The organism is Streptomyces sp. NPDC054847 (assembly GCF_053610925.1).
In genome coordinates, this window is the sequence record NZ_JBSGZJ010000035.1 from 1 (window position 1) to 25,640 (window position 25,640).

General features: G+C 70.5%; 17 protein-coding genes and 2 pseudogenes. 12 read left to right on the plus strand and 7 right to left on the minus strand.

Annotation, left to right across the window (positions count from 1 at the left end; translation table 11 throughout):
- Positions 1-42: 42 nt before the first annotated feature.
- Together ACWGH4_RS06815 and ACWGH4_RS06820 are read right to left on the minus strand one after the other, a co-directional pair.
- Positions 43-1,314, minus strand: a complete 1,272-nt coding sequence (locus ACWGH4_RS06815; RefSeq protein ID WP_453456567.1) for an ABC transporter substrate-binding protein — start codon at positions 1,312-1,314, stop codon at positions 43-45.
- A 122-nt stretch (positions 1,315-1,436) separates the two neighbouring features.
- A complete protein-coding gene (locus tag ACWGH4_RS06820; protein ID WP_453456570.1) occupies positions 1,437-2,441 on the minus strand; it encodes an NAD(P)-dependent oxidoreductase in 1,005 nt (334 codons plus the stop codon).
- Between the two features lie 163 nt (positions 2,442-2,604).
- On the opposite strand from ACWGH4_RS06820, the gene ACWGH4_RS06825 reads away from it, so the two are divergent.
- From ACWGH4_RS06825 to ACWGH4_RS06855, 7 genes are all read left to right on the plus strand, one after another.
- Positions 2,605-3,261 carry an SGNH/GDSL hydrolase family protein gene (locus tag ACWGH4_RS06825; protein ID WP_453456573.1) on the plus strand — a complete coding sequence of 219 codons (657 nt, stop codon included), beginning with the start codon at positions 2,605-2,607 and terminating at the stop codon, positions 3,259-3,261.
- A 32-nt stretch (positions 3,262-3,293) separates the two neighbouring features.
- The gene (locus ACWGH4_RS06830; protein WP_453456576.1) at positions 3,294-4,310 is read left to right on the plus strand and encodes an NAD-dependent epimerase/dehydratase family protein; all 1,017 of its coding nucleotides are present in this window, start codon (positions 3,294-3,296) and stop codon (positions 4,308-4,310) included.
- On the plus strand, positions 4,310-5,383 hold the full coding sequence (locus tag ACWGH4_RS06835; protein ID WP_453456580.1) for a dihydrodipicolinate synthase family protein: 1,074 nt from the start codon (positions 4,310-4,312) through the stop codon (positions 5,381-5,383). Before ACWGH4_RS06830 ends, ACWGH4_RS06835 begins: the two co-directional genes overlap by 1 nt.
- 72 nt (positions 5,384-5,455) lie before the next feature.
- Complete coding sequence (locus ACWGH4_RS06840) at positions 5,456-6,343, plus strand: Gfo/Idh/MocA family protein (protein ID WP_453456583.1); 888 nt, start codon at positions 5,456-5,458, stop codon at positions 6,341-6,343.
- A 2-nt stretch (positions 6,344-6,345) separates the two neighbouring features.
- Complete coding sequence (locus tag ACWGH4_RS06845) at positions 6,346-7,347, plus strand: Gfo/Idh/MocA family protein (protein ID WP_453456586.1); 1,002 nt, start codon at positions 6,346-6,348, stop codon at positions 7,345-7,347.
- Between the two features lie 172 nt (positions 7,348-7,519).
- Positions 7,520-9,607 carry a hypothetical protein gene (locus ACWGH4_RS06850; RefSeq protein ID WP_453456589.1) on the plus strand — a complete coding sequence of 696 codons (2,088 nt, stop codon included), beginning with the start codon at positions 7,520-7,522 and terminating at the stop codon, positions 9,605-9,607.
- A gap of 128 nt (positions 9,608-9,735) precedes the next feature.
- Positions 9,736-11,700: a hypothetical protein gene (locus ACWGH4_RS06855; protein WP_453456592.1), complete on the plus strand. Its 1,965-nt coding sequence runs from the start codon at positions 9,736-9,738 to the stop codon at positions 11,698-11,700.
- A 579-nt stretch (positions 11,701-12,279) separates the two neighbouring features.
- On the opposite strand, the gene ACWGH4_RS06860 is transcribed toward ACWGH4_RS06855, so the two are convergent.
- The gene (locus tag ACWGH4_RS06860; protein WP_453456594.1) at positions 12,280-13,770 is read right to left on the minus strand and encodes a mannitol dehydrogenase family protein; all 1,491 of its coding nucleotides are present in this window, start codon (positions 13,768-13,770) and stop codon (positions 12,280-12,282) included.
- A 148-nt stretch (positions 13,771-13,918) separates the two neighbouring features.
- On the opposite strand from ACWGH4_RS06860, the gene ACWGH4_RS06865 reads away from it, so the two are divergent.
- The 3 genes from ACWGH4_RS06865 (at position 13,919) to larB (ending at position 16,863) form a co-directional block, all read left to right on the plus strand.
- A complete protein-coding gene (locus ACWGH4_RS06865) occupies positions 13,919-15,235 on the plus strand; it encodes a lactate racemase domain-containing protein (RefSeq protein ID WP_453456597.1) in 1,317 nt (438 codons plus the stop codon).
- A gap of 64 nt (positions 15,236-15,299) precedes the next feature.
- Positions 15,300-16,172 carry an ATP-dependent sacrificial sulfur transferase LarE gene (larE, locus tag ACWGH4_RS06870; protein WP_453456600.1) on the plus strand — a complete coding sequence of 291 codons (873 nt, stop codon included), beginning with the start codon at positions 15,300-15,302 and terminating at the stop codon, positions 16,170-16,172.
- Positions 16,165-16,863 carry a nickel pincer cofactor biosynthesis protein LarB gene (gene larB / locus ACWGH4_RS06875; protein ID WP_453456603.1) on the plus strand — a complete coding sequence of 233 codons (699 nt, stop codon included), beginning with the start codon at positions 16,165-16,167 and terminating at the stop codon, positions 16,861-16,863. Before larE ends, larB begins: the two co-directional genes overlap by 8 nt.
- A 57-nt stretch (positions 16,864-16,920) precedes the next feature.
- Here larB and larC read toward each other — a convergent pair whose 3' ends face one another.
- Positions 16,921-18,156, minus strand: a complete 1,236-nt coding sequence (gene larC / locus ACWGH4_RS06880; protein ID WP_453456606.1) for a nickel pincer cofactor biosynthesis protein LarC — start codon at positions 18,154-18,156, stop codon at positions 16,921-16,923.
- A 289-nt stretch (positions 18,157-18,445) separates the two neighbouring features.
- Between larC and ACWGH4_RS06885 the strand changes: the two genes are divergently transcribed.
- Complete coding sequence (locus ACWGH4_RS06885) at positions 18,446-18,904, plus strand: SpoIIE family protein phosphatase (protein WP_453456609.1); 459 nt, start codon at positions 18,446-18,448, stop codon at positions 18,902-18,904.
- A 382-nt stretch (positions 18,905-19,286) separates the two neighbouring features.
- On the opposite strand, the pseudogene ACWGH4_RS06890 reads toward ACWGH4_RS06885, so the two are convergent.
- A pseudogene (locus ACWGH4_RS06890) lies at positions 19,287-19,534 on the minus strand (LexA family protein); the annotation flags it as partial.
- Between the two features lie 326 nt (positions 19,535-19,860).
- Between ACWGH4_RS06890 and ACWGH4_RS06895 the strand changes: the two are divergent.
- Positions 19,861-20,181, plus strand: a pseudogene (locus tag ACWGH4_RS06895) (transposase); the annotation flags it as partial.
- 607 nt (positions 20,182-20,788) lie between these two features.
- On the opposite strand, the gene ACWGH4_RS06900 reads toward ACWGH4_RS06895, so the two are convergent.
- Together ACWGH4_RS06900 and ACWGH4_RS06905 are read right to left on the minus strand one after the other, a co-directional pair.
- Positions 20,789-25,087 carry an nSTAND1 domain-containing NTPase gene (locus ACWGH4_RS06900; RefSeq protein ID WP_453456612.1) on the minus strand — a complete coding sequence of 1,433 codons (4,299 nt, stop codon included), beginning with the start codon at positions 25,085-25,087 and terminating at the stop codon, positions 20,789-20,791.
- Positions 25,084-25,410: a CU044_2847 family protein gene (locus tag ACWGH4_RS06905; protein WP_210917445.1), complete on the minus strand. Its 327-nt coding sequence runs from the start codon at positions 25,408-25,410 to the stop codon at positions 25,084-25,086. The genes ACWGH4_RS06900 and ACWGH4_RS06905 overlap by 4 nt, the downstream gene beginning before the upstream one ends.
- Positions 25,411-25,640: the final 230 nt, after the last annotated feature.

Genomic DNA, 25,640 nt, shown 5'->3' on the forward strand with positions numbered 1-25,640 from the left:
TGGCCGGCTAGGCCGGCCACGCACCCGCCTCCTGTGAACCGGTCAGCCTCGCGCGAGCAGGGCGTTGACTTCCTTCTCTGCCGCCGCGAGTGCGGCCTCGGGCTCGACCTTGCCCAGCAGCGCCGCTTGGAGGTGCGGCTTGATCAGGTCCATGAGCTCACGGGCCTTCGGGTGCATCACACCGGTCCGGACCACGTCCAGGTACTTTTCGCCCTCGGCGACTTCCGGGTCGTCCGCGAAGATCCCCGCGCCCGAGTCCCGCGGCGCGTAGTAGCCGTTCTCCTTGTTGAACTTCTTCATCTGCTGCGGGCCGGTGAGGAAGTCCACCCAGGCCTTGGCGGCCGGCTTGGCCTCGCTTGCAGCAAGGACGGACAGGCCGCCGACCGAACCCGCGGCGACCTGGACCTTGCCGGTCAGCGGGGGGCTCGTCCGGAGGTGCTCACTCGTCGACGCGGGCAGCACCTGACGCAGGGCGGAAACGCTCGAGGCCGGAACGAAGGCCGTCTTCCCCCGTCCCATGTCGCTCTGCTCGACGGGCTCGTGGTTCGTGAGGCTCTGCCGGGAGGTCCAGCCCTCGTCCACCATCTTCTTGATGAACTGCAGCGCCGCCAGCCCCTCGGGGCTGTTGAACGCGGCCTTGGTGCCGTCCTCGTTGAGGACCTCACCGCCGGCCTGCCACAGGTACGGGTAGTACGAGTGGTTCAACGTCAGGGTGAGGGCGGCCACGTAGTCGGTGGGGACATACCCCGCCTTCTTGACCTTGGGGGCCATGGCCTCCAGTTCGTCCCACGTCCGAGGGCACTCGTCGACGCCCGAATCGGCCAGGACCTTGGTGTTGCAGACAGCGGTGAGTGTCTGCATCAGCAAGGGCACCCCGTAGAGCTGACCGTCCCATGTCATGGACTCGAGGGCGGACTCCTTGAAGTCGCCCCGGTCGTCCTCGATCACGTCGCCGACCGGCTCGAGCGTTCCCTCGACGGCGAACTTCGGGATGAAGTCGGGGTTGAAGTACACGACGTCCGGGCCCTGACCGCCCGCGATGGCGGTGACCAGGGTCTCCTCACGCTTCTCGAACGGCTGGACGACGACCTCGACATCGGCGTTGGGGTACTTCTTCTTGAACTCCTTGACGACCGGGTCCCAGTAGTCGTCCTCACCGCTGACACCGATGGGGTAGGTCCAGAAGGTGATCGAGCCCTCGACCGCCTTGGGATCAGCGGGCATCGCCGCGTCGTCCGTGCCGCCGCACGCGGCGCTCAGCATCGCGGTTGCCAGCACCATGGCCGCGGTCCGTGCCTTCAGTCTGCCGCTCATGAGGTGGTCCCTCCGGAAGGTCGGCACTGCTCTGCCTCTTGAAATGCAATCGGTTGCACGGACCGTAGTTCCGCCTCCCTTGCCCGTCAAGGGTGCAACTTGCATTGATTTTCGGGTGGTTGTCACGCGAGAAGGTCGTAGGTTTCCAGCAGTACCTCGTGCGCAAGGGGCTGTCCGGCGAAGAACCGCGCCAGTTCCTCGACCACGGTCCGCCCTTGCGCCCTCCGGGCCTCGAACGTGCCGCCGGCCACGTGCGGTGTGACGATGACGCCGGGCAGGCCGAGGAAGGGGCTGGACGACGGGAGGGGTTCGCTGTCGAACACGTCCAGGCCCGCCCGAAGGCGCCCGGAGACGACCTCGGACAACAGAGCCGCCTGGTCGACCACCCAGGATCGAGCCGTGTTCACCAGCACGGCGCCGTCCGGCAGCATGGCGAGCTGACGGCGCCCCACCAGGTGACGGGTCTCCGGCGTGGCCGGGGCGTGGACGGCGATCACGTCGCAGCTGCCGAAGAGCTCGTCGAGACCTACCGTCTCGATCCCCAGGGCCGCTGCCGCCGCCGGGTCCGCGTATGGGTCGTAGGCCCGCACGACCGATGTCCCAAGGGCCTTGACCATGCGGGCGTAGCAGTGGCCCGTGCGACTGAGGCCCACCAGTCCGACCCGGCGCTCCGACAGGGCCTGCCCCAGTTCGGGACGGCGCGCTTTCGCCCAGTCCCTGCCCGTCCACAGACCGCGGTCATGGTGGTGCAGGTTGCGCAGCAGCGCGAGCGTGAGGGTGAGCGCCATCTCCGCCACGGCGGGGGCCATCGCCGCCGCGCCGCCCTGCGTCAGGCGCGGCCCGTCTTCGAGGAGTTCGCGGGGGTAGAGGCGACGGACGGAGCCGGCGGAGTGCGCGGCCAGACCCAGCCGGCCGCCGCGCAGCTCCTCCGCCCGGAACGGCACGGTGCTCCAGGAGGTCACGAGGGCGTCGTAGGATTCGGCCGCCCCGGGCGGGGGGGTGGCACCGCGCGGGCCCGTGCCGAACGCGACGTCCGCGAGATCGTGCAGGTTCTGCTGCGTCGCCGGGGAGAAGAGCAGATCGAACTCCTCGCGGGCCACTGCGACACAGACGTGCGGCCGGTTCATGGTGGCGTGTCCTCTCGACCGTCGGAACGCGAGGGGCCGCGGCGGATCGGCCGGCCGCCCGCCCGTGTCTCCCCCAGCGACGTTCACAGTACGGTCCCGACCCTTGACCTGCAATCGGTTGCACGGGAAACTCGGCGTCATCGCCTCCCCGTTCGGAGAAACGATGGATCGACAGACCCCGCTCGGCAGCGTGAAGGACTGTGATCGACCGCTGACATGGGCCTTCATCGGTGACAGCGTCACCGCCGGCACCTGGCACACCTACGGTGCCCGCTCATACCCGGAGTTGTTCGCCGAGCGCATGCGTGAACTCGCGCGTACGGCCGACGTCTTCATCAACACCGCGGTCAGCGGCTGGACCGTGCGCGAACTCGACCGGCATCTGGACCGGATCGCCCTGCGGTTCTCCCCCGACCTGGTCGTCCTGGGGATCGGGCTCAACGACACCCGGCACGGGACGGAGGGGCTGGCCGGTTTCTCCGCAACGTACCGTCGCGTGGTCCGCCGACTGCGTGACGGCAGCGGGGCCACCGTCGTCGTCCAGACACCCAACGACACCCTTCCCACGGCTCCCCGGCACGTTGTGGACCATCTGCCGCGCTACGCCGAGAAGATCCGAGCGGTCGCCGCGGACGCCGGGGCGGCCCTGGTCGACCACTACGCCGTCTGGACCGATCCCGGGGCCCCCGCTCCGGAGCACTGGTACGCCATGGGCTGCCACCCGGGGCCGCACGGCCACCGGGCCATGGCCCGCACCCTGCTGGACGCGTTCGGCGCTTGGGACCCCACGAGCCGCACCGGACGGCTCACCATCCCCTGAAACCGACTCAGGAACCACGAACAGGAGCACTCGTGCAAGATCCAGCCGCCCTGGAGGAACGCCTCTCCCGCCCCAGCGAGGCACTCGTCAAGGACCTGGGCCGCATCGACGGTGACATCGTCGTCCTCGGCGCGGCCGGGAAGCTCGGCCCCAGCCTCGTGCGCCTGGCGGTCAGAGGCGTCGCGGAGGCGGGCACAGGTGCCCGGGTCGTCGCCGTCTCCCGGTTCGGCAGGCCGGGGTCCGCCGAAGCCCTCCGCGAGGCGGGCGCAGAGGTGGTGCACGCCGACATCACGGACCCGGACGCCCTGTCCGCCCTGCCGGACGCGGCCAATGTGGTGTACCTCGTCGGCGCCAAGTTCGGCACCGACGGCAACGAGCACGCCACCTGGGCCACCAACGCCTACCTGCCTGGCCGTGTCGCGGAGCGCTACACCGGCGCGAGGATCTCCGCGCTCTCCACCGGTAACGTCTACCCACTGGCGCCGGTCGGCTCCGGCGGCTGCACCGAGCAGGACCCGGTCGGACCCGTGGGCGAGTACGCGATGTCGTGTCTCGGCCGGGAGCGGGTGCTGGCCCACTTCGCCCACCGGGACGGCACCCCGACAGCGCTGATCCGCCTCAACTACGCCGTGGAGATGCGCTACGGGGTCCTCGTCGACCTGGCCAGGAAGGTCGCCGCGAAAGAACCCGTCGACCTGACCACCGGCTTCGCCAACGTCGTCTGGCAGGGCTATGCCAACGAGGTGACACTGCGCGCCCTGCTCCACGCGGACGTGCCCCCCTTCGTCGTGAACGTCACGGGCCCGGAGACGCTTTCCATCCGCAAGGCGGCGACGCGGCTGGCGGAACTCCTGGGCGTCGACGCCACGTTCAGTTCGACCGAGGCCGGGAGGGCCCTGCTGTCCGACGCGTCCCGCTGCCACGGGCTGTTCGGCTACCCGCAGGTCAGCCTCGACGAGTTGATCGTCTCGACGGCCGAGTGGATCCGGTCCGGGGGGCCGCTCTTGGACAAGCCGACCCACTTCCAGAGCAGGGACGGAAAGTTCTGATGGCCGCGGCACCCCGGCAGAGCGCCCCAGGCCGGCAGAGCACCGACCCGCTGAAGAGGTTCCTCGCCGGAACGGCCATCCCCGCCCACCCGTTGGCGCTGGACTCCCGTCTGTCACTGGACGAGCGCCGCCAGCGGGCACTGACCCGGTACTACCTCGAAGCGGGCGCGGGCGGGATCGCCGTCGCGGTCCACACCACCCAGTTCGCGATCCACGAGCCCCGGAGGGGCCTGCTGCGCCCGGTCCTGGAGCTGGCCGCCACAACCGCCACCGAGTTCGGTGACGCGGGGACCGTCCTCGTGGCCGGTGCGTGCGGCGACACCGCGCAGGCGGTGAAGGAGGCCGAGCTGGCCGCCGATCTCGGTTACCACGCCGTGCTGCTGGCCCCGTACGGGGCGGGCGGGCTCAGCGAGGACGAGTTGGTCGACCGCGCGGCCGCCGTGGGCGAAGTCCTGCCGGTGATCGGGTTCTACCTCCAACGGGCGGTGGGGGGCCGTCCCCTCTCGCGCCGGTTCTTCACGCGCCTGGCCGACCTGCCCTCCCTGCTCGGCATCAAGGTCGCGCCGTTCGACCGCTACGCCTCGCTCGATGCCGTCCTCGGCGTCGCCGCCTCCGATCGCCGCGCGGACGTCGCCCTCTACACGGGCAACGACGACCACATCGTCGGCGACCTGCTGTCCACCCACCCCGTGGACGGCGCGGCCCTGGAGTTCGTCGGCGGACTGCTCGGCCAGTGGTCGGTGTGGACGCACTCGGCGGTCCGGCTGCTGGAGGCCGCCCGCCGGGCCAAGGCCGGGGACCACACGGCGATGCGTGACGTGCTGGCCGTCGACTCCGCGCTCACGGACGCCAACGGGGCGATCTTCGACGTCTCCGGTGGCTTCCGCGGATGCGTACCCGGCATCCACGAAGTGCTGCGGCGTCAGGGGCTGCTCGAGGGGCTGTGGTGCCTCGACGAGGAGGAGGTCCTGTCCCCGGGGCAGTTCGACGAGATCGACCGGATCTGGCAGGCGTATCCGCAGCTGCGAGACGACACGTTCGTGGCCGAGCGCCTCGACCGCTGGCTGTCCTGAGAACGACCGCCCGCCGCCTGCCCCGCATCAGACCCACGACAACCTGTCCCCGACCCTCCGGAGGGCCGCTTCATGTCCATGAGGCGCATCGGCATCATCGGCACGGAGAACTCGCACGTCGACCAGTTCGTCCGATTCCTCAATCTCGAGGAACGGCACCCGGGGAACCGCGCCGTCGCACTCGTCGGCGGTTGGACCGAACGTAACGAGGCGCTGTGCCGGACCGGAAGCATCGGCCTTGTGGTCGAGAACCCCACCGATCTGATCGGGCACGTCGACGCCGTGATCGTCAGCAGCCGCGACGGCAGGGCCCACCGTGAGCAGGCAGAGCCGCTGCTGGCGGCCGGCTTGCCGGTGTTCGTGGACAAGCCGTTCGCGGGATCGGTCGCCGATGCGCAAGCGCTCATCGCCGCCGCGGAGCGCTCCGGCGCCACGCTGGTGTCCGGCTCCGCGCTGCGGTTCGTGTCCGGGATCTCGTACCTCACCGACCAGGCGGGGCAGTGCGGCGCGCTGCGCCAGCTCGCCATGACCGGCCCCGCGGACCCGGACAGCGAATACGGGGGCCTGTTCTTCTACGGCATCCACCAGGTCGAGGCGGCACTGCAGTTGCTCGGGGACCCGGTCGTCGAACCGGGCTCGCTGACCACCACCGCGAGCCGGCACGGGGACACGGTCGTCGCGCTGACCCGCATCGGGGACGTGTCCCTCACGTTCACCTTCGTCACACCCACCGACGAGGAACAGACGTCCTTCCACGCCACGCTGACGGGCACCAGCGGTGTCCGGGCCGCCGAGCTCACGCTCCCTCGTGACTACACCGCACCGCCGCTCGCCCGTTTCATCGACGCCTGCGACCGCGACGAGCCGCAGAAGGACCGTGCCGTCGTGCTCTCCCCGATCTCGGTACTGGAGTCCGTCACCGACGCCCTGAACGCCGGCGCGCCCTACGGAAAGGACTGACCATGTCCCTGTCCGCACATCCGCTCCGCATCGCCGTCATCGGTGTCGGCGTCATCGGCAGGGCCCACGTGCAGCGCCTGCTGACCGGCGCGGCCGACGCCACCCTGGTCGCCGTGGCGGACGCGAACGCCGAGGCCGCTCTGGACGTGGCCGTCCGGTGCGGCGTCGCCGCGGACTCGGTGGACGGGGTCCTCGCCCGGCGCGACGTCGACGCGGTGATCGTCGCCGTTCCCAGCGGCCTGCACGCGCAGGTGGCCGTCGCCGCGCTGGAGGCCGGCAAGCACGTGCTGCTGGAGAAGCCCATCGAGATCACCGTCGAAGCCGCGGAAAGGATCATCGATGCCGAGAAGCGCTCGGGCAAGGTCCTCAGTGTGGCAAGCCAGCGGCGGTTCGCCGCCGAGAACCAGTTCGTCTTCCGGGCGATACGCGACGGGCTCCTGGGGCGGATCACGTCCGCGACGATCGAGGTGGCCCTGTGGCGCACACAGGAGTACTACGACTCCGGTGACTGGCGCGGCACCTGGGCGCTGGACGGCGGCGGCGCCCTGATGAACCAGGGAGTCCACCTGGTGGACCTGGCCCTGTGGTTGCTCGGCGAGGCGGAGGAGGTCTACGCCCACACCGGACTGCTCGCACACGAACGCATCGAGGTCGAGGACACCATAACGATCACCGCCCGGCTGCGCAGCGGAACACTGCTGACCTTCCTGGCCACGACAGCCGCCTACGACGGCCTCCCGGTCCGGTACGCGGTGCTCGGAGACGGCGGCTCGGTGGTGATCGAGGACGAGCGGCTCGCCCACTTCAACTCCCTGGGCGGCCCGTCACCGGTCTTCGACGGGCCCCCGGTCGACCAGCCGCTGGCCCAGCTCACCGACTTCGTCACCGCGGTGCAAAGCGGCGTCGCTCCGCTGGTCACCTCGGCGCAGGCACGGGCGGCGGTCGCTTTCATCGAGGCGGCGTACCGGTCGGCCGACACCGGGGTCCCGGTCCGACCGAGCTGAGCGGCCGGTACGAGTGGCGGAGCCGGCCGCGGTCCCGCCCGGCCCTGCTCGGGAACAGCCCGGCCGGGATCACGTCTTCCCGGATCCGCACGTCCTCCCAGATCGCAGTTTTCACAGATCGCAGTCTTCGGAGATCCGCACGTCGTCCCAGTCCCGATGGAGGCAGGTACCAGTGAAAGAGCACAGTGGTTCGACTCCCCTTTCCCGGCGCAGGCTGCTGGGCGGCTTCGGCGCCGGTTCCCTGGCAGCCGCGTTCGGGGTCCTGGGCCCGGGAGCACATCCTGCCGGGGCCGCCACAGGCACCGGCGCCGCCTCCGCCACCGCAACTGGTGAGATCGTCGACCTGGGCGTGGCCATGCGCACCGTCAACGTCAGGAGCGCCAGAACGGGACGGATGCCCGACGGGACGCCGGTGCTCTTCGCCTTCAGTGACGGCAACCCGGTCAGTTTCAACGTGCTCCGGCTCGACACCGGCGAGCGGATCGACGGATTCCCTTGCGGGCCGGACACCGTGGGGTCCTCCATGGTCCAGCACCCCGACGGGACGGTGTACTTCAGCGTCCGTGCCCCCTCCAGCGGGCGGCTGCTGCGGTACCTGCCGGCCTCGCGCACCATGGAGACCGTCGCCACGGGCGTCGTCGGCGAGACCATGCTGCGAACCCTCGTCGTCGACCCGGACACCGGTGTCCTGTACGGATGCACCTATCCCCACGCGAAGGTGTTCTCCTACGACCCGTCGACCAAGGCCGTCCGTGACTACGGCTCCGTGGTGACGGACGGCGCCTACGCGTGGGGCTTCGACCTCGTCGGCGGCAAGCTGTGGGTGGGCACCGGCATCGGTACGGCGCATCTGATCGAACTGGACCCGGCCACGGGCGCGAAGATCGAGATACCGCTGCCCGGCGAGTTCGCCTCCGGAGCGACCTACATCTACGGTGTGCGCACCCGTGGTGACATCGCCCTGGTGGCGCTCAACCCGCCGCTCGGCGGTGTCAACACCCTCGTGTGGGACATCTCCGGACGTCGGTGGCTGCAATCAGGCACCCTGCACCAGACGGTGGACGCAAGTGGGGTCGTCAGCACGGTGGACTCCACCGGACGTTTCTACTACGTCAGCGACGGCGAGCTGTACGCGTACGACACCGCCACCCGCAGCTCGTCCCCGACCGGTATGGCCGGCAGCCCCATCGGCGACCGGGTGCCCGGCACGCGCTCGGTGGACGTGATCGAGACGGCGACCGGTGACACACCACGCCGCGAAGTGGTGGGCGTGGCCAACACCGGGGTGATCTGGCGCTACGACCTGGACACCCGTACGGGCATCACCGTGCGCGGCGTACCACTGGGGTCCCCCGCGACCCTCCACAGCATCGGCGTCGGGCCGGACGGCAAGGTGTACACCGGCGCCTACCTCAGCTCCGGTGTGATGGCACGGGTGTCGACCTCCACGTACGAGATCGAGGAGCTCACCGGGCCGGAGCAGGCCGACCACATCGTGACCCACCAGGGCAGGATCGTGGTCACGAGCTACCCCAACGCCGTTGCCTACACGGGAGAGACCGACCCGTGGGACTGGGGCACCCGGCCCGCACATCTGTTCAGCATCGGCCGGTTCAGCGAGTACGAGCAGGACCGGATGTTCGACGTGGTGAGCGTGCAGGGCAAGCTGGCCTTCGGGAGCGTGCCCAACTACGGCACGCTCGGCGGCGCCCTGATCCTGGCCGACCTCGACGGGAACGTCGAGGTGCACCGCAACGTCGTCCAGGACCAGAGCGTCACCGCCCTGGCGACGCGGGGGCCGCTGATATTCGGCGGGACGTCCGTGCACGGCGGGCTCAGCACGACGCCGAAGGCCACGGAGGCCGTGCTGTTCATCTGGGACACCCGCACCGGGAAGAAGGTCTTCGAGACCGTGCCGGTGCCCGGGGACGAGATCGTCCACTCGCTGCTCGTCGACCGGGACCGGCTCTGGGGCATGAGCAGCACGGGGGTGGTGTTCGAGTTCGACCTCACGACCCGCGCCGTCGTCCGTGCGGTCGACGTCGGTCTGCGGGACACCAACGCCTGGGGACGGCTGGGCAAGCTGCACCGGCACGACGACGGCAGGATCTACGGGAACGCCGGCGGCAAGCTGTTCCGCATGGATCCGGCGACGCTCGCGGTCACCGTCCTCGCCACCAACGCCAAGGTGTCCGCACTCGCACCGACCGGCGAGATCTTCTTCGGCGACAGCACCAACCTGTACGTGTACAAGCCCTGACCGCAGCCGCCCGCGCCGCGCGGGCGGACCGGCCGGGCGCCGCCCGGTGCTCCGGCGCCGTTCGACGCCCGACCCCATCTGCCCCCAACTGCCTTGTCCGACAACCCCTTGGACGGATGGAGACCGCAATGCCCCTCAGCCGCCGATCACTTCTGGCGAGAAGCGCACTGGCCGGAGCGGCGCTGGCGGTCGGTACCGACGCATGGCGCGCCGCACCGGCACTCGCCCGCGACAAGACCCTTGCCCCGATCGGCTTCGGCCCGGCATCGCTGACTTCCGCGGTGCGCGGCGCCGCGGTGATCGGTGACAGCGTGTTCATCTCGTCGCGCTTCAACACCTCCGAACTGAAGATGCGACTGGCCGAGTTCGACGCGAACACCGGTGAGGTGCGGTCCGTCGACGATCTCGACATCCCGAGCTCGGGCGGCAACAAGCTGGCGGCCGACGGCCGTTACGTGTACATCGGTCCGGCCGGCAGCGCACATGTGTGGCGCTTCGACCCACGCACCAAGGAGCTGCTGGCCTGGGCCGAACCGGGCACGAGCACCACCTGGTTCTACGAGATGGTGGTCGAGGGCGATCACCTCTACATCGGCACGTACCCCGACTGCACGGTCAGGCGCATCCGGCTCTCCGATGCCGTGATCGAGACCTACGGCCGGCTTTCCGCCTCGAAGTACGCAACCGCGATCACTGTTGACGACAGTCACGTCTACGCCGGTTCGGCGGCACCGGGAGCCCTGCTGTTCTGGCCGAAGGACGGGGGCGCGCCGACCGACCTCACCGCGCACCTGAGCGATTCACCGGTCGGCATCCTCGACCTGGCTGTCCGGGACAAGGTGGTGTACGTCGCCAGCGGCCGTCAGCTCATCTCGTTCCGCACCGACGGGTCCGAGCGGGTCTCGCGGGAGATCCCGGCGGAGGACCGCTACATCGACCAGGTCGGGGTCGGCGGCGACGGGAAGGTCTACGCGCTGGCGCGGCTCACCTCCAACGTGTACGAGGTCACCGCCACCGGCCTGGAGAAGGTCGGCCAGCCGCTCGAAGGCGTCGAGAACCAGCTGCTCGCGCCGCAGCAGGACGGCAGCCTGATCGGTGTCAGCGGGCTCGGGCACATCTGGCGGACGGCCCCCGGCGGCACCGCCAGTGTGTGGCAGACCGCGACCCGCGGGTTCGGCTATCCCGAGGTCGTCCAGGCGATGCTGCTGCACAGCCGGGGCACGGTGTGGGTCGCGGGCCATTACGCGATGACGGTCCATCAGCCGGATCGCGGCACCAATGTCCGCTTCGACATCAACGGCGAGCCCAAGTCGCTGGCCGAGGGCGCCCGGGGCACGGTGTACGCGGGCCTGTACCCGAGCACGCAGATCGTGGCGGTCGACCCCGTCGGGCACGGCATCACCGTCCTCGGGACGCTGGGCCACGAGCAGCTGCGCGCCCGTCGGATCCACGCCGACGTCGCGCGCAACCAGTTGCTGGTGGCGTCCGGTCCGGCGACCACCAAGCACACCGGCGCTCTTACCTTCGTCGACCTGGCGACGCACCGCTTCGACGTGCACCGGGAGTACCTGCCCGAGCAGAGCGTCATGGACGTCGCGGTGTCGGGCACCACCGCGTACATCGCCGGCGACACGTACGGCGAGGTCACCAGCGGTCCGCTCCGCCCGACGGCCCAGTTGGCCGCGGTCGACGTCGTCACCCGCGAACTGCTGTGGCGCGAGGAGCCCAAGCCGGACTGGGCCTCCTACGAGAGCCTTTATGTGACCGGCAACCTGCTGTACGCGATGGCCCGCCGCCCGCGCGGCTCCTGGTTCGCCTACGACCTGACCACCCGCACGATCGTGATGGAGGGGGACCTCGGCGGGTACGGCCAGTTCAACGGCGTCGACGACCGGGTCTTCTCGTGGGTGCACTGGACCAACGACATCTGCGAGTTGCCCACCCGCGCGGACGGGCCGCCAGCCGTGCTCCACGACAATGTTCCACGCGGGTGGTACAACAATCCGATGTTCAACTTCACCCCCAACGGCAAGGCGACCTGGGGCATGCGAGGGACCGATCTCGCGCTGTTCCCGCTGCCCAGGACCGCGTAGCAGATTCACGGCCGCCAGGCGGCGCTCCGCTCGCGCGGGGTGCCGCCACGCTCGTCGCCTTGACCCACTTTGGCCAGATCGGCCCCTCCAGGGCCTCGACCCTGGAGCCTGGTGTCGCGCGGCGCCGCCGCCTCCCAGAGGACCGGGAGGCGACGGCGCCGTGGCATGCGTCAGCATCGGCGACGGCGACGAATGACCACGTAAGTCACGCCTGCTGTCGCGCCAACTGAGACCGATGCCGAGCGCGAGCCCGTTCGAGTCCTTTGCCGCGGCGCCGCCTACTCCGCCCTCGGCGACCCGTGCCGGCATCCCGGTCGTGCGCACAGATGTGGGCATGGCCGTCTGCCTGGGAGGCGTACGCGTTGCAGAGATGCTGAGCTCGCCCACCGGACGTCAACCGCCGCGTGAACCCAGGAACTTCCGGCGCTGAACCGACGCCCGGCAACTCAGCACGAGACGGAGCTCTCGTCCCGACCCGTGACGTGTTCCCATCGTCGGCGGCTGACCGGTAGGGCACCGGCCGCACACCGGGCCGGCAGGGCGCCGGGGTTCCCGTGCCGGCAGGTGCGCGTCCCGCCGTCATTCCGCTGCCAGGGCCTCCGCGTGGGCCAGCACGGCGTCCACGAGCGCCCCGTCAGAGGCCAGGTCGGATCCCAGGAAGGCCAGAACCTCCCGCACGGCCTCTCGGAGGGGGCCCTGCGCGAGGGGGACGATCCGCGCGGCGTCGGCGTCCGTGACCGGCACTCCTCGGCCTCGCAGATGGCAGATCCAGGCGGCCGGCACCCGCACGGCACCTTGCGGCACCGAGCCGGCCGCGCGTGCGCGGCGCAGCACCGGGAGGATGCGTACCACGAGCTTCTGGGATCCGTCGGCGGCGATCTGCGCCAGCGCGTGCCGGATCCGGGGGTTGGCGAAGCGGTGCAGCAATGCCGCGCGGTATGCGGCCAACTCGTCGTCCGGCAGGGTCAGATGCCGGGAGGCCTCGGCCCACCACTCCTCGAGCCAGCCTCTGCAGACCGGGTCGGCAACGGCGTCGGCGACGGTCGTGTGGCCACGGACGCCGCCGGCGTAGGCGAGGAGCGAGTGCGCGCCGTTCAGCAGCCACAGCTTGCGCTGCTCGTAGGGTGTCGCATCAGCCACGAACCGGGCCCCGGCCTCCTCCCAACGGGGCCGTTCTGCGGGAAAGTCCCCGCTGATGACCCATTCGGCGAAGGGCTCGGTGACAACCGGAGCCGCGTCGGCGAGGCCGGTCGCCGACGCGACGGTGATCAGGTCCTCGTCGATCGTGCGCGGGGTGATCCGGTCGACCACGGAGGTGGCGAACGTGGCGCACCGGTCGATTGCCGCGGTGAGTTCGGGGCGGCCGGTGTGCGCGGCCAGTTCGCGGACGGTGTTCTCCAGCACCGCGCCGTTGGCGGGCAGGTTGTCGCAGGAGACGATGGCGACACGGCCTGATCCGCCCTGGTCCCGGGCGGCCAGCCCCGCCAACAACTTGCCGGCGGCGGTGACGGCCGGGGCCGCGGGATCGGCCCGCAGGGCGGCGATGTCCGCGGCGACGGCGTCTGTTCCGGTGTCCAGGCCGCCGCCGGGACGACGGCAGTACCCGGCCTCAGTGACGGTCAGCGTGACGACCGCGAGCTCAGGGCGGCGCCAGTGGCCGGTCCACGCCTCGTGATCGCTGCCCGTGTGGGTGGCGGAGAGGCTGGAGAGGGTGTCGAACCGGTCTCCGTCGCTGTCGCGGGTGATCAGCGTGTAGAGGCCGCCCTGGGCGGACAGCGCGCCGGCGAGACCCGGTCGGCGACCGGTGAAGGCGGCGATGCCCCACTGCCCGGCGTCAGGCGCCCGGTCGGTGTACCAGGCCTGGTGGGCCCGGAAGAAGTTGCCCAGGCCGAGGTGGAGCATGCGCACCGGTGCGGCCGGCCCGGCCCTGCCGCCCACGCGGGACAGCGCCGGGATGCCGGGCGAGGACGGCGGTCCGGGGATCGCGGTCGCAGCTTTCAGCGGGTTCGCGGTCATACGCTCGACCACCGTCCCGGACAACTCTTCCTCGTCCGGCGAGTGTTCGGCCACGGATCTGCGGATGGCCGGGGATGGGAAGCAGCAAGTGAACTCGGCACATGAGGGATTGTCCGCACCTGCGACGATGCTGGCAACCGGTTGCACACAAATTGCGTTCGCGCCCTTGCGGCGAGGGCGACAGGCTGGGCATCGTGCACTCATGACGGAGAGCACACGCGGCACTGCCACGCGGAGCACCGGCGATACGGCGACGCGGACGGCCAGGCTCGGCGGGCCCGGGACGGTCCTCGGCGAGGAGCAGGTGACGGAGTTCATCAGGCGCCGGCTCGCGGAGGTCGACCTGGACGGCCGGAGCGTGTGCCTGGTGGTGCCGGACGGTACGCGCAGTTGTCCCCTGCCGCTGCTGCTGTCCGCGGTGCACGGTGCCCTGGCCGGACGGGTGAGCCGGCTGACCGTACTGATCGCACTGGGCACCCATGCCGCGATGGGCGAGCCCGAACTGGCCGCCCACCTGGGCTACCCGGTCGGCGGACTCGAGACACGCTATCCAGGCATGACGGTGCTCAACCACGAGTGGTGGGAGCCGTCGACGTTCGCCTCACTCGGCACGATCTCCGCCGACCGAGTGGCCGAGATCTCCAGCGGTCTGCTGCGCCGCGAGGTGGAAGTCAGGCTCAACCGGGCGGTCGTGGACCACGATGTGGCGCTTGTGGTCGGTCCGGTGTTCCCGCACGAGGTCGTCGGCTTCTCCGGCGGCAACAAGTACTTCTTCCCCGGCGTCGCGGGCGCCGAGATCATCGATCTCTCGCACTGGCTGGGCGCGCTGATCACCAGCGCCGAGATCATCGGAACCCGGGGGATCACACCGGTGCGCGCGCTCATCGACGAGGCCTCTGCCCTCGTCCCGAGCCGGCGCCTTGCCCTGTGCGTGGTCGCCCGGTCAGGCTCCGGCTCGCTGCACTCGGTGTCGTTCGGCAGCCCGGAGGAAGCATGGGCACTTGCGGCCGACGTCTCGGCCGAGGCCCATGTCCGCCATCTCGACGCGCCGGTCGCGCGGGTTCTGTCGGTCATACCGGAGAAGTACGAAGACATCTGGACCGCGGCCAAGGGTTTCTACAAGCTGGAGCCGGTCGTCGCCGACGGCGGCGAGGTCATCCTCTACGCGCCGCACGTCCGGGAGCTGTCGGCCATGCACCCTGAGATCGCGGAGATCGGCTACCACTGCCGGGACTACTTCACACAGCAGTGGGAGAGGTTCGAGAACCTGCACTGGGGGGTCCTCGCTCACTCCACCCATCTGCGCGGTGCCGGTACCTACGACCCCGAACACGGCGAGCGGTTCAGGGTGACGGTCACGCTCGCCACCGGCATCCCCGAGGACATCGTCCGAGGGGCGAACCTCAATCACCTCGACCCCTCCGAGGTGAACATCGACGCGTTCGCCGCACAGCCGGACACCCTGGTCGTACCGCAGGCGGGCGAGATCCTGTACCGGCTGCGCCGAACGCCGCGGTGACCACTGCGGCTTCCCTCGACGTGCCCGGTTCGAGGCAGATCGTGAAGCACACCAGGAGGACAGCGTGACCACAACACCTCGGCCGCCCACCCTCACAGACGCCGACGCGGAAGCAGCCGCGCGAGTCGCCGCGTTGCTGCGCGGGGCGGCCCCGCTGGGAGTCGCCTTCTCCGGCGGCGTGGACTCCTCGCTGCTCCTCGCGCTCGCGGTCCGCTCCCTCGGCGCGCACCAAGTCGTGGCGGTGCTCGGAGTATCGCCCAGCCTTGCGGCCGACGAGCGGGCGGCGGCCCACGACGTGGCCGCCTTCATCGGCGCGCGGGTACTGGAGGTCACCACCCGCGAGGGTGAGTTGTCGGCCTACCGTTCCAACGGCCCGGACCGCTGTTTCCACTGCAAGGACGAGTTGTTCACCAGGATTTCCGACGAGGTCGTGACGGCGCACGGGCTCACGGCCGTCGCCTACGGGGAGAACGCCGACGACGTGCTGCGCCCCGACCGCCCAGGCAGCCGTGCGGCGACCAAGCACCGGGTGCTGCGTCCGCTGGCCGACGCGGGCCTGGGCAAGGGCACGGTGCGGCGCATCGCCCGCGCTCTGGAACTGCCGTGCGCCGACAAGCCGGCCGCCCCCTGTCTGGCTTCCCGTATCCCGCACTTCGAGGAGGTCTCCCCACAGAAGCTCGCCCAGGTGGAGCGCGCCGAGAAGGCCCTGCGGGAGCTGGGCTTCTCCGACTCCCGGGTCCGCCACCACGGCGACGTCGCACGGATCGAACTGCCCGTGGCGGAGATCGGGCGCGCACTCTCCGGGACCGTGCGCGCGCAGGTGCTGCGGGCCGTGAAGGCGACCGGCTTCCGGATGGTCGCGGTGGACCTCGCGGGGATCCAGTCCGGCGTCTTCACCCTGCCCCTGGTCGCCGGCCCTGGAGGCGGCCATGAGTGACACTCCCCTCCCTCCCGCAACTCCCGCGTCCCTCGCCTCCCTCGCGGACTTCGCCGACCTCGATCACGACCGGGCCGAGCGACGCGGGTACCCGGAAGCCGTGTACTGCGAGGGCAAGACGCCGGCCCAGGTGGGCGCCATCGCGGCGGCCGTCCGCGAGCGAGGCACCGCCACGCTGTTCACACGCGTCTGCCCCGAGCGTGCCAGGGCGGTGCTCAGCGAGGTCCCCGACGCCCACTACGACGAGGAGGCACGGCTTCTCGCCTGGCCGCCGGAGCCGCCCGGGCCCACGGGCGGCCCCGTCGTGGTCGTCGCCGCCGGCACGTCCGACGTCCCGGTGGCTCGGGAAGCGTTCCTCACCGCCACCTACCTGGGCCGGGACTGCGAACTGGTCGTCGACGTGGGAGTGGCCGGGCTGCACCGCGTCCTCGCCCGGCTGGAACTGCTCCGCCGGGCCCGCGCGATCGTGGTCGTGGCGGGCATGGACGGGGCCCTGCCCAGCGTGGTGGCGGGCCTCGTGTCGGCTCCGGTCGTCGCCGTACCCACGTCCGTCGGTTACGGAGCCGCGTTCGGCGGCATCGCCCCGCTGCTGTCCATGCTCAACGCCTGTTCGCCGGGTGTCGCCGTCGTCAACATCGACAACGGCTACGGGGCAGGGCATCTGGCGGCCCAGATCACGTCCCCTGCCTGACGGCCGAACGGCTGATCAGCCGGGCGCCCGACGACCCACCCGGCACCACGGCCGGGCTCAACGGCTCCCGTCCCCCCGCGGCATCGGCGCTCCTGAGACGAGCCCGGCCGCGACCGCCCCGGCGACGGCGGCGTCCAGCACCGTGCGCACCGGCAGGGCCAGTTCGGCGGCGAGCGCGGCGGCATCGTCGAACTCCGGCGTCGCCTGCATGACCAGTCCACCGCGGTGGGCGACCTTGACCGGGACAATCCGCCCGAGCACCGGTATCCGCACCCACGTGCGGTCGAGCGCGGTCTTGCGCACGACCGACTCCCGCACCCCGATGGTGCTCGTCTCCCGCAGGACCACTTCACGCAGCACCGCGGCCCGCTCGGTCGGAGCGAGGACACGGAGTGTGTGGGCCGGCCTCCCCTTCTTCATCAAGATCGGCACCAGCCAGGCGTCCGACGCGCCGGCAGCCATCAGTGAGGCCAGCACACCGGGCCAGACGCGAGGGTCCAGATCGTCGACGTTGGCCTCCAGAACCACCGCCGATCCGGTGTCGCCGTGGCCGGGAGCTTCCTCGGCCTCGGAACCGACCACGACCCGTACGACGTTGGGCCGCCCCGGAGTGTCCTTACTGCCCGCGCCCACGCCCGAGGCGTCGACGCACATGCGCGGCAGCCCGGCGGACTCCTGGGCCAGCGCGGTGACCAGGGCCATCCCCGTGGGGGTCGCCAACTCGCCGCTCCCGCCGCTGAAGACCTGCCGCCCGGCGGCCAGTTCGAGCACGGCGGGAACGGGCACCGGGATCTCTCCGTGCACCGTACGCACCCGCCCCGAACCGACAGCCACCGCACTGGCCTTGAGCCGGATGACCCCGAGATCATGCAGTGCGGCACAGACACCGACCACGTCTGCGATGGAGTCCCATGCGCCGACCTCGTGGAAGTGCACCTCGTCGGCCGGTACGCCGTGCACCCGCCCCTCTGCCCGGGCCAGCCGCTCGAACACCGCCAGTGCACCGGCGCGCACGGGTTCCGCCACCTCGGCGCTCCGCAGCAGTTCACGGATGGTCCGCCAGGTGCGATGGGGCTGGTCCTCGGCCAGAACCTCGACCACGGCCCTGGCAGCCCGCATCCCGCACCGGGTCACCTCCGTCCGCGTCAGCCGCACGGAGGAGGGGATCACCGCGTCGACGGCGGCCTGCGCCGCGTCCAGCGACGCCCCGGCGTCGAGCAACGCGCCCAACACCATGTCACCGGCCACCCCCGACGTCGCGTCGATCCAGGCGACTCGGCCGGACGCGTTCATACGGGGCCTCCTGAGGTGCGTGATGCGGGGCGACGTACCCGAGCGCCGATTGCGCAGTCTACGGCGAGCACAGGCGGCACGAAGGGGACAGCGGCATTCGTATGGACATCGAGTACATCTCGCTCGACGGCAGGTCCCTGACCACCACCTGCACCAAGCCCTGCCCACCCCGCGTCCCCCCGGGCGGCGACGCCTCTGGAGCTGCTGTTCGATCCTCCTGCCTGTACGCGGTCTACGACCCCGCCACCCGCCTCTGCTCCTCGCGAGCGCCGGGCACGCACCACCCACCGTGGCGCCCACTGCGGCATACGCCGAGACGACTGGCCCCGCGTCCGCCGATGCCGAGACGACCGGTGTCGCGCCGACGAGTGTGGAGGCCACCGCTTTCCCGGCCCTGCCGATCGGCCCACCGCTGGGACTCGGCGGCCTGCCGTTCGAGACCGCCCAGTGGGAACTGCCGGAGGGCAGCCTGCTGGCTCTGTTCACTGACGGCCTCGTCCACAGCCGCACACGTGACGTGGACGCCTCGCTGGCACTGGTCAGCGACACCCTCAGAGAGGCGTCAGAGTCCTCGATGTCACCGGAGGAGGTCTGCGACCAGCTGCTGACCACCGTGTTCCCGGGACGCCCCGCCGACGACGTGGCCCTCCTGGTCGCGCGCACCCCGGCCCGAATCGGCGTAGAGCGGAGCGCACCCTCGCCCATCACTGCCGACGCAATACACGCGACAGCCCTGCGCCGACTATGAAACCGCTGCGCCAGCGGAGCCTCGGCCGGCTGCGGCTTGGCGCCACGGCAACGCTTGGGACCACCACCAGATAAACTGGCTACTCGTCAGTAAAGTCAGCATTGAGTCAGCATTCGTTCCGCCAAACGTCACCACACTCTGCGCCACATGAAAGTCGCACCCAAGACCCGCAGCGCGCCCCAAGGGTCGAGTGAGTCTGGCATCGGGCGAGGTGTTCCGGGCCGGAACGGCGTATCGCGCGGCAGCGATCGGGGGGCTGCCTCGTTCGGCCCAGACTGCGGCCGTGTTCACGGTGCCTCGGCCGGCGGCAGGGCAGCGTGGGGAGCGGGGTCCGCCCGGGAGTCCTTCGCACGTCGACCGGGCGGACCGCTCTTCGTGGTCCTCACAGAGTGCGCAGGACGGCGACCACCTTGCCGAGGATGGCCGCGTCGTCGCCCGGGATCGGCTCGTAGGCCGCGTTGTGGGGCATCAGCCACACCCGGCCGTTCTCGCGGCGCAGGCGCTTGACGGTGGCCTCGCCGTCCAGGAGCGCGCGACGACGTCTCTGTGATCGGCGGAATCCTGGCGTCGGACGGTAACGATGTCGCCGTCGCATATGGCGGCCTCGATCATGCTGTCGCCGACGACTTGGAACCGACAGGTTCACAAATTCCTGGAGCACTCTCACGACGAACCCGAGGGACATTGTCCTGAATACCCGAGTTACCCAGTGGGTTCGTTGCCCTTAGGTGACTCCTCCGGGGCACTCACTCGGGTGAGCTGGGTTTGGCAACTCGGCTCAAGGACTCGTTCCTGCCCTCGTCCCCCAGTTGCAGCCGGCCACTCCGTGCCGCGGGGTGCCGTTAACGACCATGTCACCGATCCTGCTGGCTTATTCCGTGCCCAGCGGTGCTGGCGGCTCGTGGGTCGGGACAGCAGCGGCCGTCTTGGCGTCCCGGTCGCGGGTGGGGTGTGGAATGTCGATGCGGCCGAGGCCGTGGCCGAAGGTGCCTGAGCTGACCGCGCCGGTGGCGCGAGCGGTGGCGGCACGGGGCCCGTACCCGTTGGCGATGCGGGTCCGTGACGAGCTGGGCGAGTTGTTCGCGGACGCCGAGTTCGCCGAGGCGTTCGGAACCCGCGGGCGGCCGGGCTGGTCACCGGGCCAGCTGGCGCTGGTGACGGTGTTGCAGTTCGCCGAGAACCTCACTGACCGGGCGGCAGTGCATCGGGTGCGGTACGGCATGGACCTGAAATACGCGCTCGGCCTGGAGCTGGACGATCCCGGGTTCGATGCCTCGGGCTGGCTGCTCTCGCGCCGACCTTGGTCGAGGCGATGCCCTCGCCCGAGCTCGACCTGGTGACCCTTCACGCCGTCTGAACTCAGTCGGGCGTGGCTCCCATCGGATACCTCTCCTGGATGAGGGCGCTGAGTGCTGCTCGTACTGCTTCTAGCTGCTCTGCGGTGGTGGTCATCTCGTGTCGCAGTCGCACAAGCCGCCCATCCGCGCTCCTTCTCTTGATCACCTCGCGGAGCTCGGTGTGGTGACTGTTGGCCCAAGTCACGCGCGCGTCGACGGCCTGATCGAACTCGCCCAGAAGGTTGGGACAATAGATGTGCATCATGCTGCGCAAGTTCCGTCGAGCTGCTTGACGGCGCTTCGTTCCACTCCACCTCTGGGCGACAGCAGCTGACGGTGACATCAGGGCGTTGATCGCGCGTCTCGTGCGACGCGCGAGAGTGTTCCGAGCGAAGGAACGCCGGAAGGGCAGCGGACCCGCGTAGAAGTTGCTGCAGGGGTGCGTGGCTCTGGCCAGGTGCGGTTGATCCGCGAGGATCAACTCGTTTTCCGCGCTGCCTCACACCACTCGCGAAGGATCTCGTGCAGGGAACCCCCCGTCATCGCTTCATGGACAAATCCGGTGGTAGTCGACCCCTTCGGGCACATAGCGGTGCCATTCCTGCTCGGTCAGAGACCGGCCCGCGATGGCGCAGGCCTGGTCCTTGAGGGTGGCGAGGTCGTTGAAGGCGTCGGTGTTCCACAGCCGTATGGTCTCGTCGTCGCTGCTGGTGGCGAGGGTGTCCCCGTCCGGGGCGAAGACTGCCGAGCGCAGGACGCCGGTGTGCCCGGTGAGCAGGGCCAGTTGCTGATGGGTCTCGATGTTCCACAGCCTGATCGTCCGGTCGTCGCCGGCGGTCGCCAGGGTCTGGCCGTCGGGGCTGAAGACGGCCGACCAGACGGCGCCGGTGTGGCCGCTGAGGGTGGCGAGGCGGCGGTGGGTGCGTACGTCCCACAGCCTTGCCGTGGCGTCCCTGCCGCTGCTGGCGAGAGTCCTCCCGTCCGGGGTGAAGGCCACTGACTGCGCGGCGTCGGTGTGCCCTGCGAGCGTTGCGGTGAGGCTGCGGTCCCGTACGTTCCACAGCCGCAGCTCGCCGTCCCAGCTCGCCGTTGCCAGGAGATCGCCGTCCGGGTTGAAGGCCAGGTCGCTGACCATGCCGGTCAGCCCGTCCAGGGCACCCAGGCGCTTGTGTGTCCGCGCGTCCCACAGTTGCACGGACGAGAACTCGTCTCCGCCGGTCGCGAAGACCGTGCCGTCCGGGCTGAAGGCCATCAGAGGGCTCGCGCTGGTGAAGGACGCCAGTTGCCCATGGGTGCGCACACTCCACAGGCGGGTCGACCTGTCGATGTAGCTGCTGGTGGCGAGGGATTCGCCGTCGGGGCTGAAGAGGACGCGCTGCACGGGTCTGTCGTGACCCTCGAGACTGGCCAGGCGCCGGTGGCTGTGTGCGTCCCACAGCAGGACCGACGCATCATCGTTGCTGCTCGCGGCGACGAACCGGCCGTCCGGACTGAACCGCACCGTGTTCACCTCGCCGGTGTGTCCAGTGAGGCGGCCCACCGGCCGCTGCGTGCGGACATGGTGCAGATACACCGCCCCGTCGCCGGCGCCGGTGGCGAGCGTCTTTCCGTCGGGGCTGTAGTCCGCGGGACGTGCCGAACCGCCTGGCCCGGCGAAGCTTGCGCGTGGCCGCCCGGCTCTCATGTCCCACAGCCGAACGGCGGCATCCTCGGATCCGCTGGCCAGCGTCGCGCCGTCCGGACTGAAGGCGAGTGCGTCCACCAACCCCGCATGCCCGTTCAGCACGGTCACGGCCGTACGACCCCGCACGTCCCACAGTCGCACGGTATGGTCCTGTCCCCCGCTCGCCAGAGTCCGGCCGTCCGGGCTGAAGGCCAGTGCGAAGACGGAGCCGCTGTGGCCGGTGAGCGTGGCCGTCGAGCGGCGTGTGCGCACGTCCCACAGCTGTGTCGTCGCATCGCTCGCGCCCGTGGCCAGCGTGTCGCCGTCCGGGGAGAAGGCCAGCGAAGTCACCTGTCCCGTATGTCCCGTCAGGGTGGCGAGACGCTTCCTCTCCACCGCATCCCAGAGTTGCACCTCGGACTTCTGGCTCTTTCTGTCCCGGACGTCCGAGGAGGTGACGGCGAACGTCGTGCCGTCCGGGCTGAAGGCGAGGCCGTGGAGCTGCACGCCGTCGGTGCGGGGGTGGACTTGGAGTTCGCCGGTCTTCCGATGAGAACGGGCGTCCCAGATAAGAATCTCGCCGTGCTGGCTGCCGGTGACGATGGTGGCTCCGTCCGGGCTGAAGACCGCTGGGCCTCCGGCGCCGGTCAGGACAGCGGTCTGCTTGCGCGTGCGGACGTCCCACACCCGTGCCTTCCAACGGTCGTGGCTGGTGACGAGGGTTCTGCCGTCGGGGCTGAACGCCGCGTTGTGCACTTGGCTGCTGTGACCGTCGAGTAGCGCTACCTGCCGACGTCCCTGCACGTCCCACAGGCGGGCTGTGCCGTCGTTGCCGCTGGTCGCGAGCGTCTTGCCGTCCGGGCTGAAGGCGACCGACGCCACCGCCGCCGTGTGCTTCGCGAGAGTGGCGCGCAAGGGTGAGGACACCGCGGCCAGCAGTCGGGCGCGGGTCTGCGGAGTCGCTGAGACACGATCGGCGGCCAGAGCGAGACGAGCGGCCAGGGCGGGGTCGGCGATGGCCTGCTGACGGCTCTCCTCGGCCAGGCCCCGGGCGGCGGCCAGCGCCTGCTGCTCGCTGCTGTCGCGGGCACTGCGGGTGGCCAGGGACGCCGCGACGACAACGAGCACGGTCAGCACGGCGAAACTCGCGAGGACCAGGCGACGCCGACGGACGCGACGCTGTCGGACCTGGTCACTGACCGCCACGAACTCGGCTTCTTCGGCGGGGATCTCGTCGCCGCGTTCACCGATCCACTTCCGGGCCCGGGCGATCTGCTCCCGGCCGAGGGTCAGGTCGCGCGAGCGGCCCTGCTCGTGCCAGAGCCGCAGCGAGCGGCGAAGCTCCTCCTGCCAGCTGCGGAACTCCCGGTTCTCCTCGAGCCAGCGTCGCAGTCGCGGCCATGTCTCCACCAGTGCTTGGTGGGCGAGTTCAGCGGTGTCCCGGCCCGTCGGGCGGCGCGTCACCACGACCAGCCGCGTGCTGGCCAGCCGGTGGATCAGCGCCCAGTCGCCCTCGGAGAACTCGGTGCGGGCGGCGACCCGGCGGGTGTCCGGGCCGCGTTCTCCGGCGTCGAGTTCCTCTCCGGGGCGTACGAGCTGGATGAAGATCCGCTCCAGCGCTTGTCGCTCGGTCCTGTCCGCCCAGGCCCAGAGCCTCTGATCCGCGTCGCCCGCCAGGGCGCCCTGTACACCGCCGAGCTCCTGGTAGGCGGTGGTGGTCAGCCAGCCGCGTTCCTGCCGCTCCCACAGCCGGCTCAGGGCGTACTCCAGCATCGGCAGCGCCGCGGGACCGGGTGGAGCGTCCCGCAGCATCCGCTCGACCAGGCCGTCGGCGAACCGGATCCCCGCACGGCCCGCCAGCGGACCGGTGATCACCTGTGTCAGCTGGTTCCGCATCATCGGCTGCACCACCATCGACGTGGCGTCCCATGCCGTACGAAGGTGGGGGAGCTGCTCGATGTGCCGAAGGAAGTCGATCCGGACGACGACCACGGCCTGGGCGGGGCGGCTTCCGTCGGTGCGGCGGTCCGTCAGGACCCCGAGCATGGTGTCCAGCCGGCGGACGGTGCTCGGCGCATCGGCGAGCAGCGTCTCGAACTGGTCGGCCACCAGCACCAGCCGGGACCGCCCGCCGTGGCGGGCCAGCGTCTGCTCCACAGCGGTACGGATGCCCTGCTCGTCGGTGAGTTGCCGGGCCAGCGCCGACCAGCGGTCGTACCAGTCGGCCCTCATGGTGTCCGCGTCTCCTGCCGAGGCCAGGGCCCAGGCGAGCAGTTCCTCGGCGGTGAGGCGCAGTCCCAGCGGGATGCGGGCGATCACGTAACGGTCGTGGTCGAGGCTCCCGAGCAGGCCGGCGCCGACCAGCGAGGACTTGCCGACCCCGGAGGACCCGAGCACAGGCAGGAGGGGCACCTGCTGTTGGTCGAGGAGTTCGACCAGCCGCTGCGTCTCGTTCCCACGGCCGTGGAAGACGGCGCGGTCGTGCTCGGTGAACGGCAGCAGCTCCCGGTACGGGCTGTCCGCCAGCAGCCTCCTGCGCAGCTGGGGCCATTCCCGGGTGAGAGACTCCACGGTGAGCGCGTAGCCGGTCCGGCGCCGCTGGTCCCCCTCGACGGCGACGACGACGCCGATGACACCGTCGTACTCCTCGTCCCACACCGGCGCTCCGCTGAAGCCGCCGGCCAGCGAGAACGGTACGTCTTCGTCGCAGGTCAGCTGCCACCAGCCGGTACCCTCGCGGCCCTCAATGGTGCCGCGGGTCCAGATTCCGGCGTCCTTGGTGCCACCTCGTCCCGAGTACTTCGGGAACCCGAAGGCCCGCCAGCGGTGCCCGGCCAGATCGTCCGCCTCCACGATCCGCAGGGGGACGGCCCCCGGCGGGGGCTCGCCGGTCAGCTGCAGGACGGCGACGTCACCGCTGCTGTCGTCGGCCACCGGCACGCTGAAGTGCACAGTCGCCGAGACCTCGGGACGCCCAGGCAGCAGTGGGAAGTCCAGGGTGACCGGGAAGAGTTCGGGCAGTGGCTCGCCCTCCGGAAGGTCGGCGGTGGAGGCGACGACATGAGCGCACGTGAGCAACAGCCGGTCGGGGATCAGGAACGCCACCCCGACCGGACGGCCCCCGTGCAGCACCCGGGCCGTTCCGCGCTCCCACGCGTGGTCCGGCTCCGCTGCCGGTGTCACGTACCGCCCTCGGTCCGGCTCCACTCCAGTTCCAGCTTGATGTGGGCGTCTCCGGATCCCTTCGCCACCACCAGGCCCGCCTCGGCTGTCACCCGCAGCCCGAACTCCGCACGGACGTGATCAGGGCTGCGTGGCAGATCCGCCAGCCGCTCCAGCATGGTTGCGGCCACTCGCTGGACCCGCGCCATGCCCGACTCGAACGTGTCGGCGGACGCCTCGAAGAGCCCGTCGCCGCGGCTCGCCCGGATCACCCCGGACCCCTGGTCATCGGGCAGCTCGACGACGAAGACCTCGCCGTCCTCGAAGGGGACACTCAGGTACACGCGGCAACCTCTCTGGCTCATCAGGTCCCTTACGAATCAGGGCAGTTGAGTGGATCTTCCCGGGCCCTACATGCTACTGCCCTCTCCGGCGGCGGCCCGCGGGTGCGGGTGCGCCCGTCCCCTGGTTCACGATGCTGTGCAGCACGCTGCTGCCGGCTCTGACTACCGCAGCTGCCTCGGGTGCCACCATGGTGATCCCCATCTCGGTGTTTGTCCGGATGTTCAAGTAT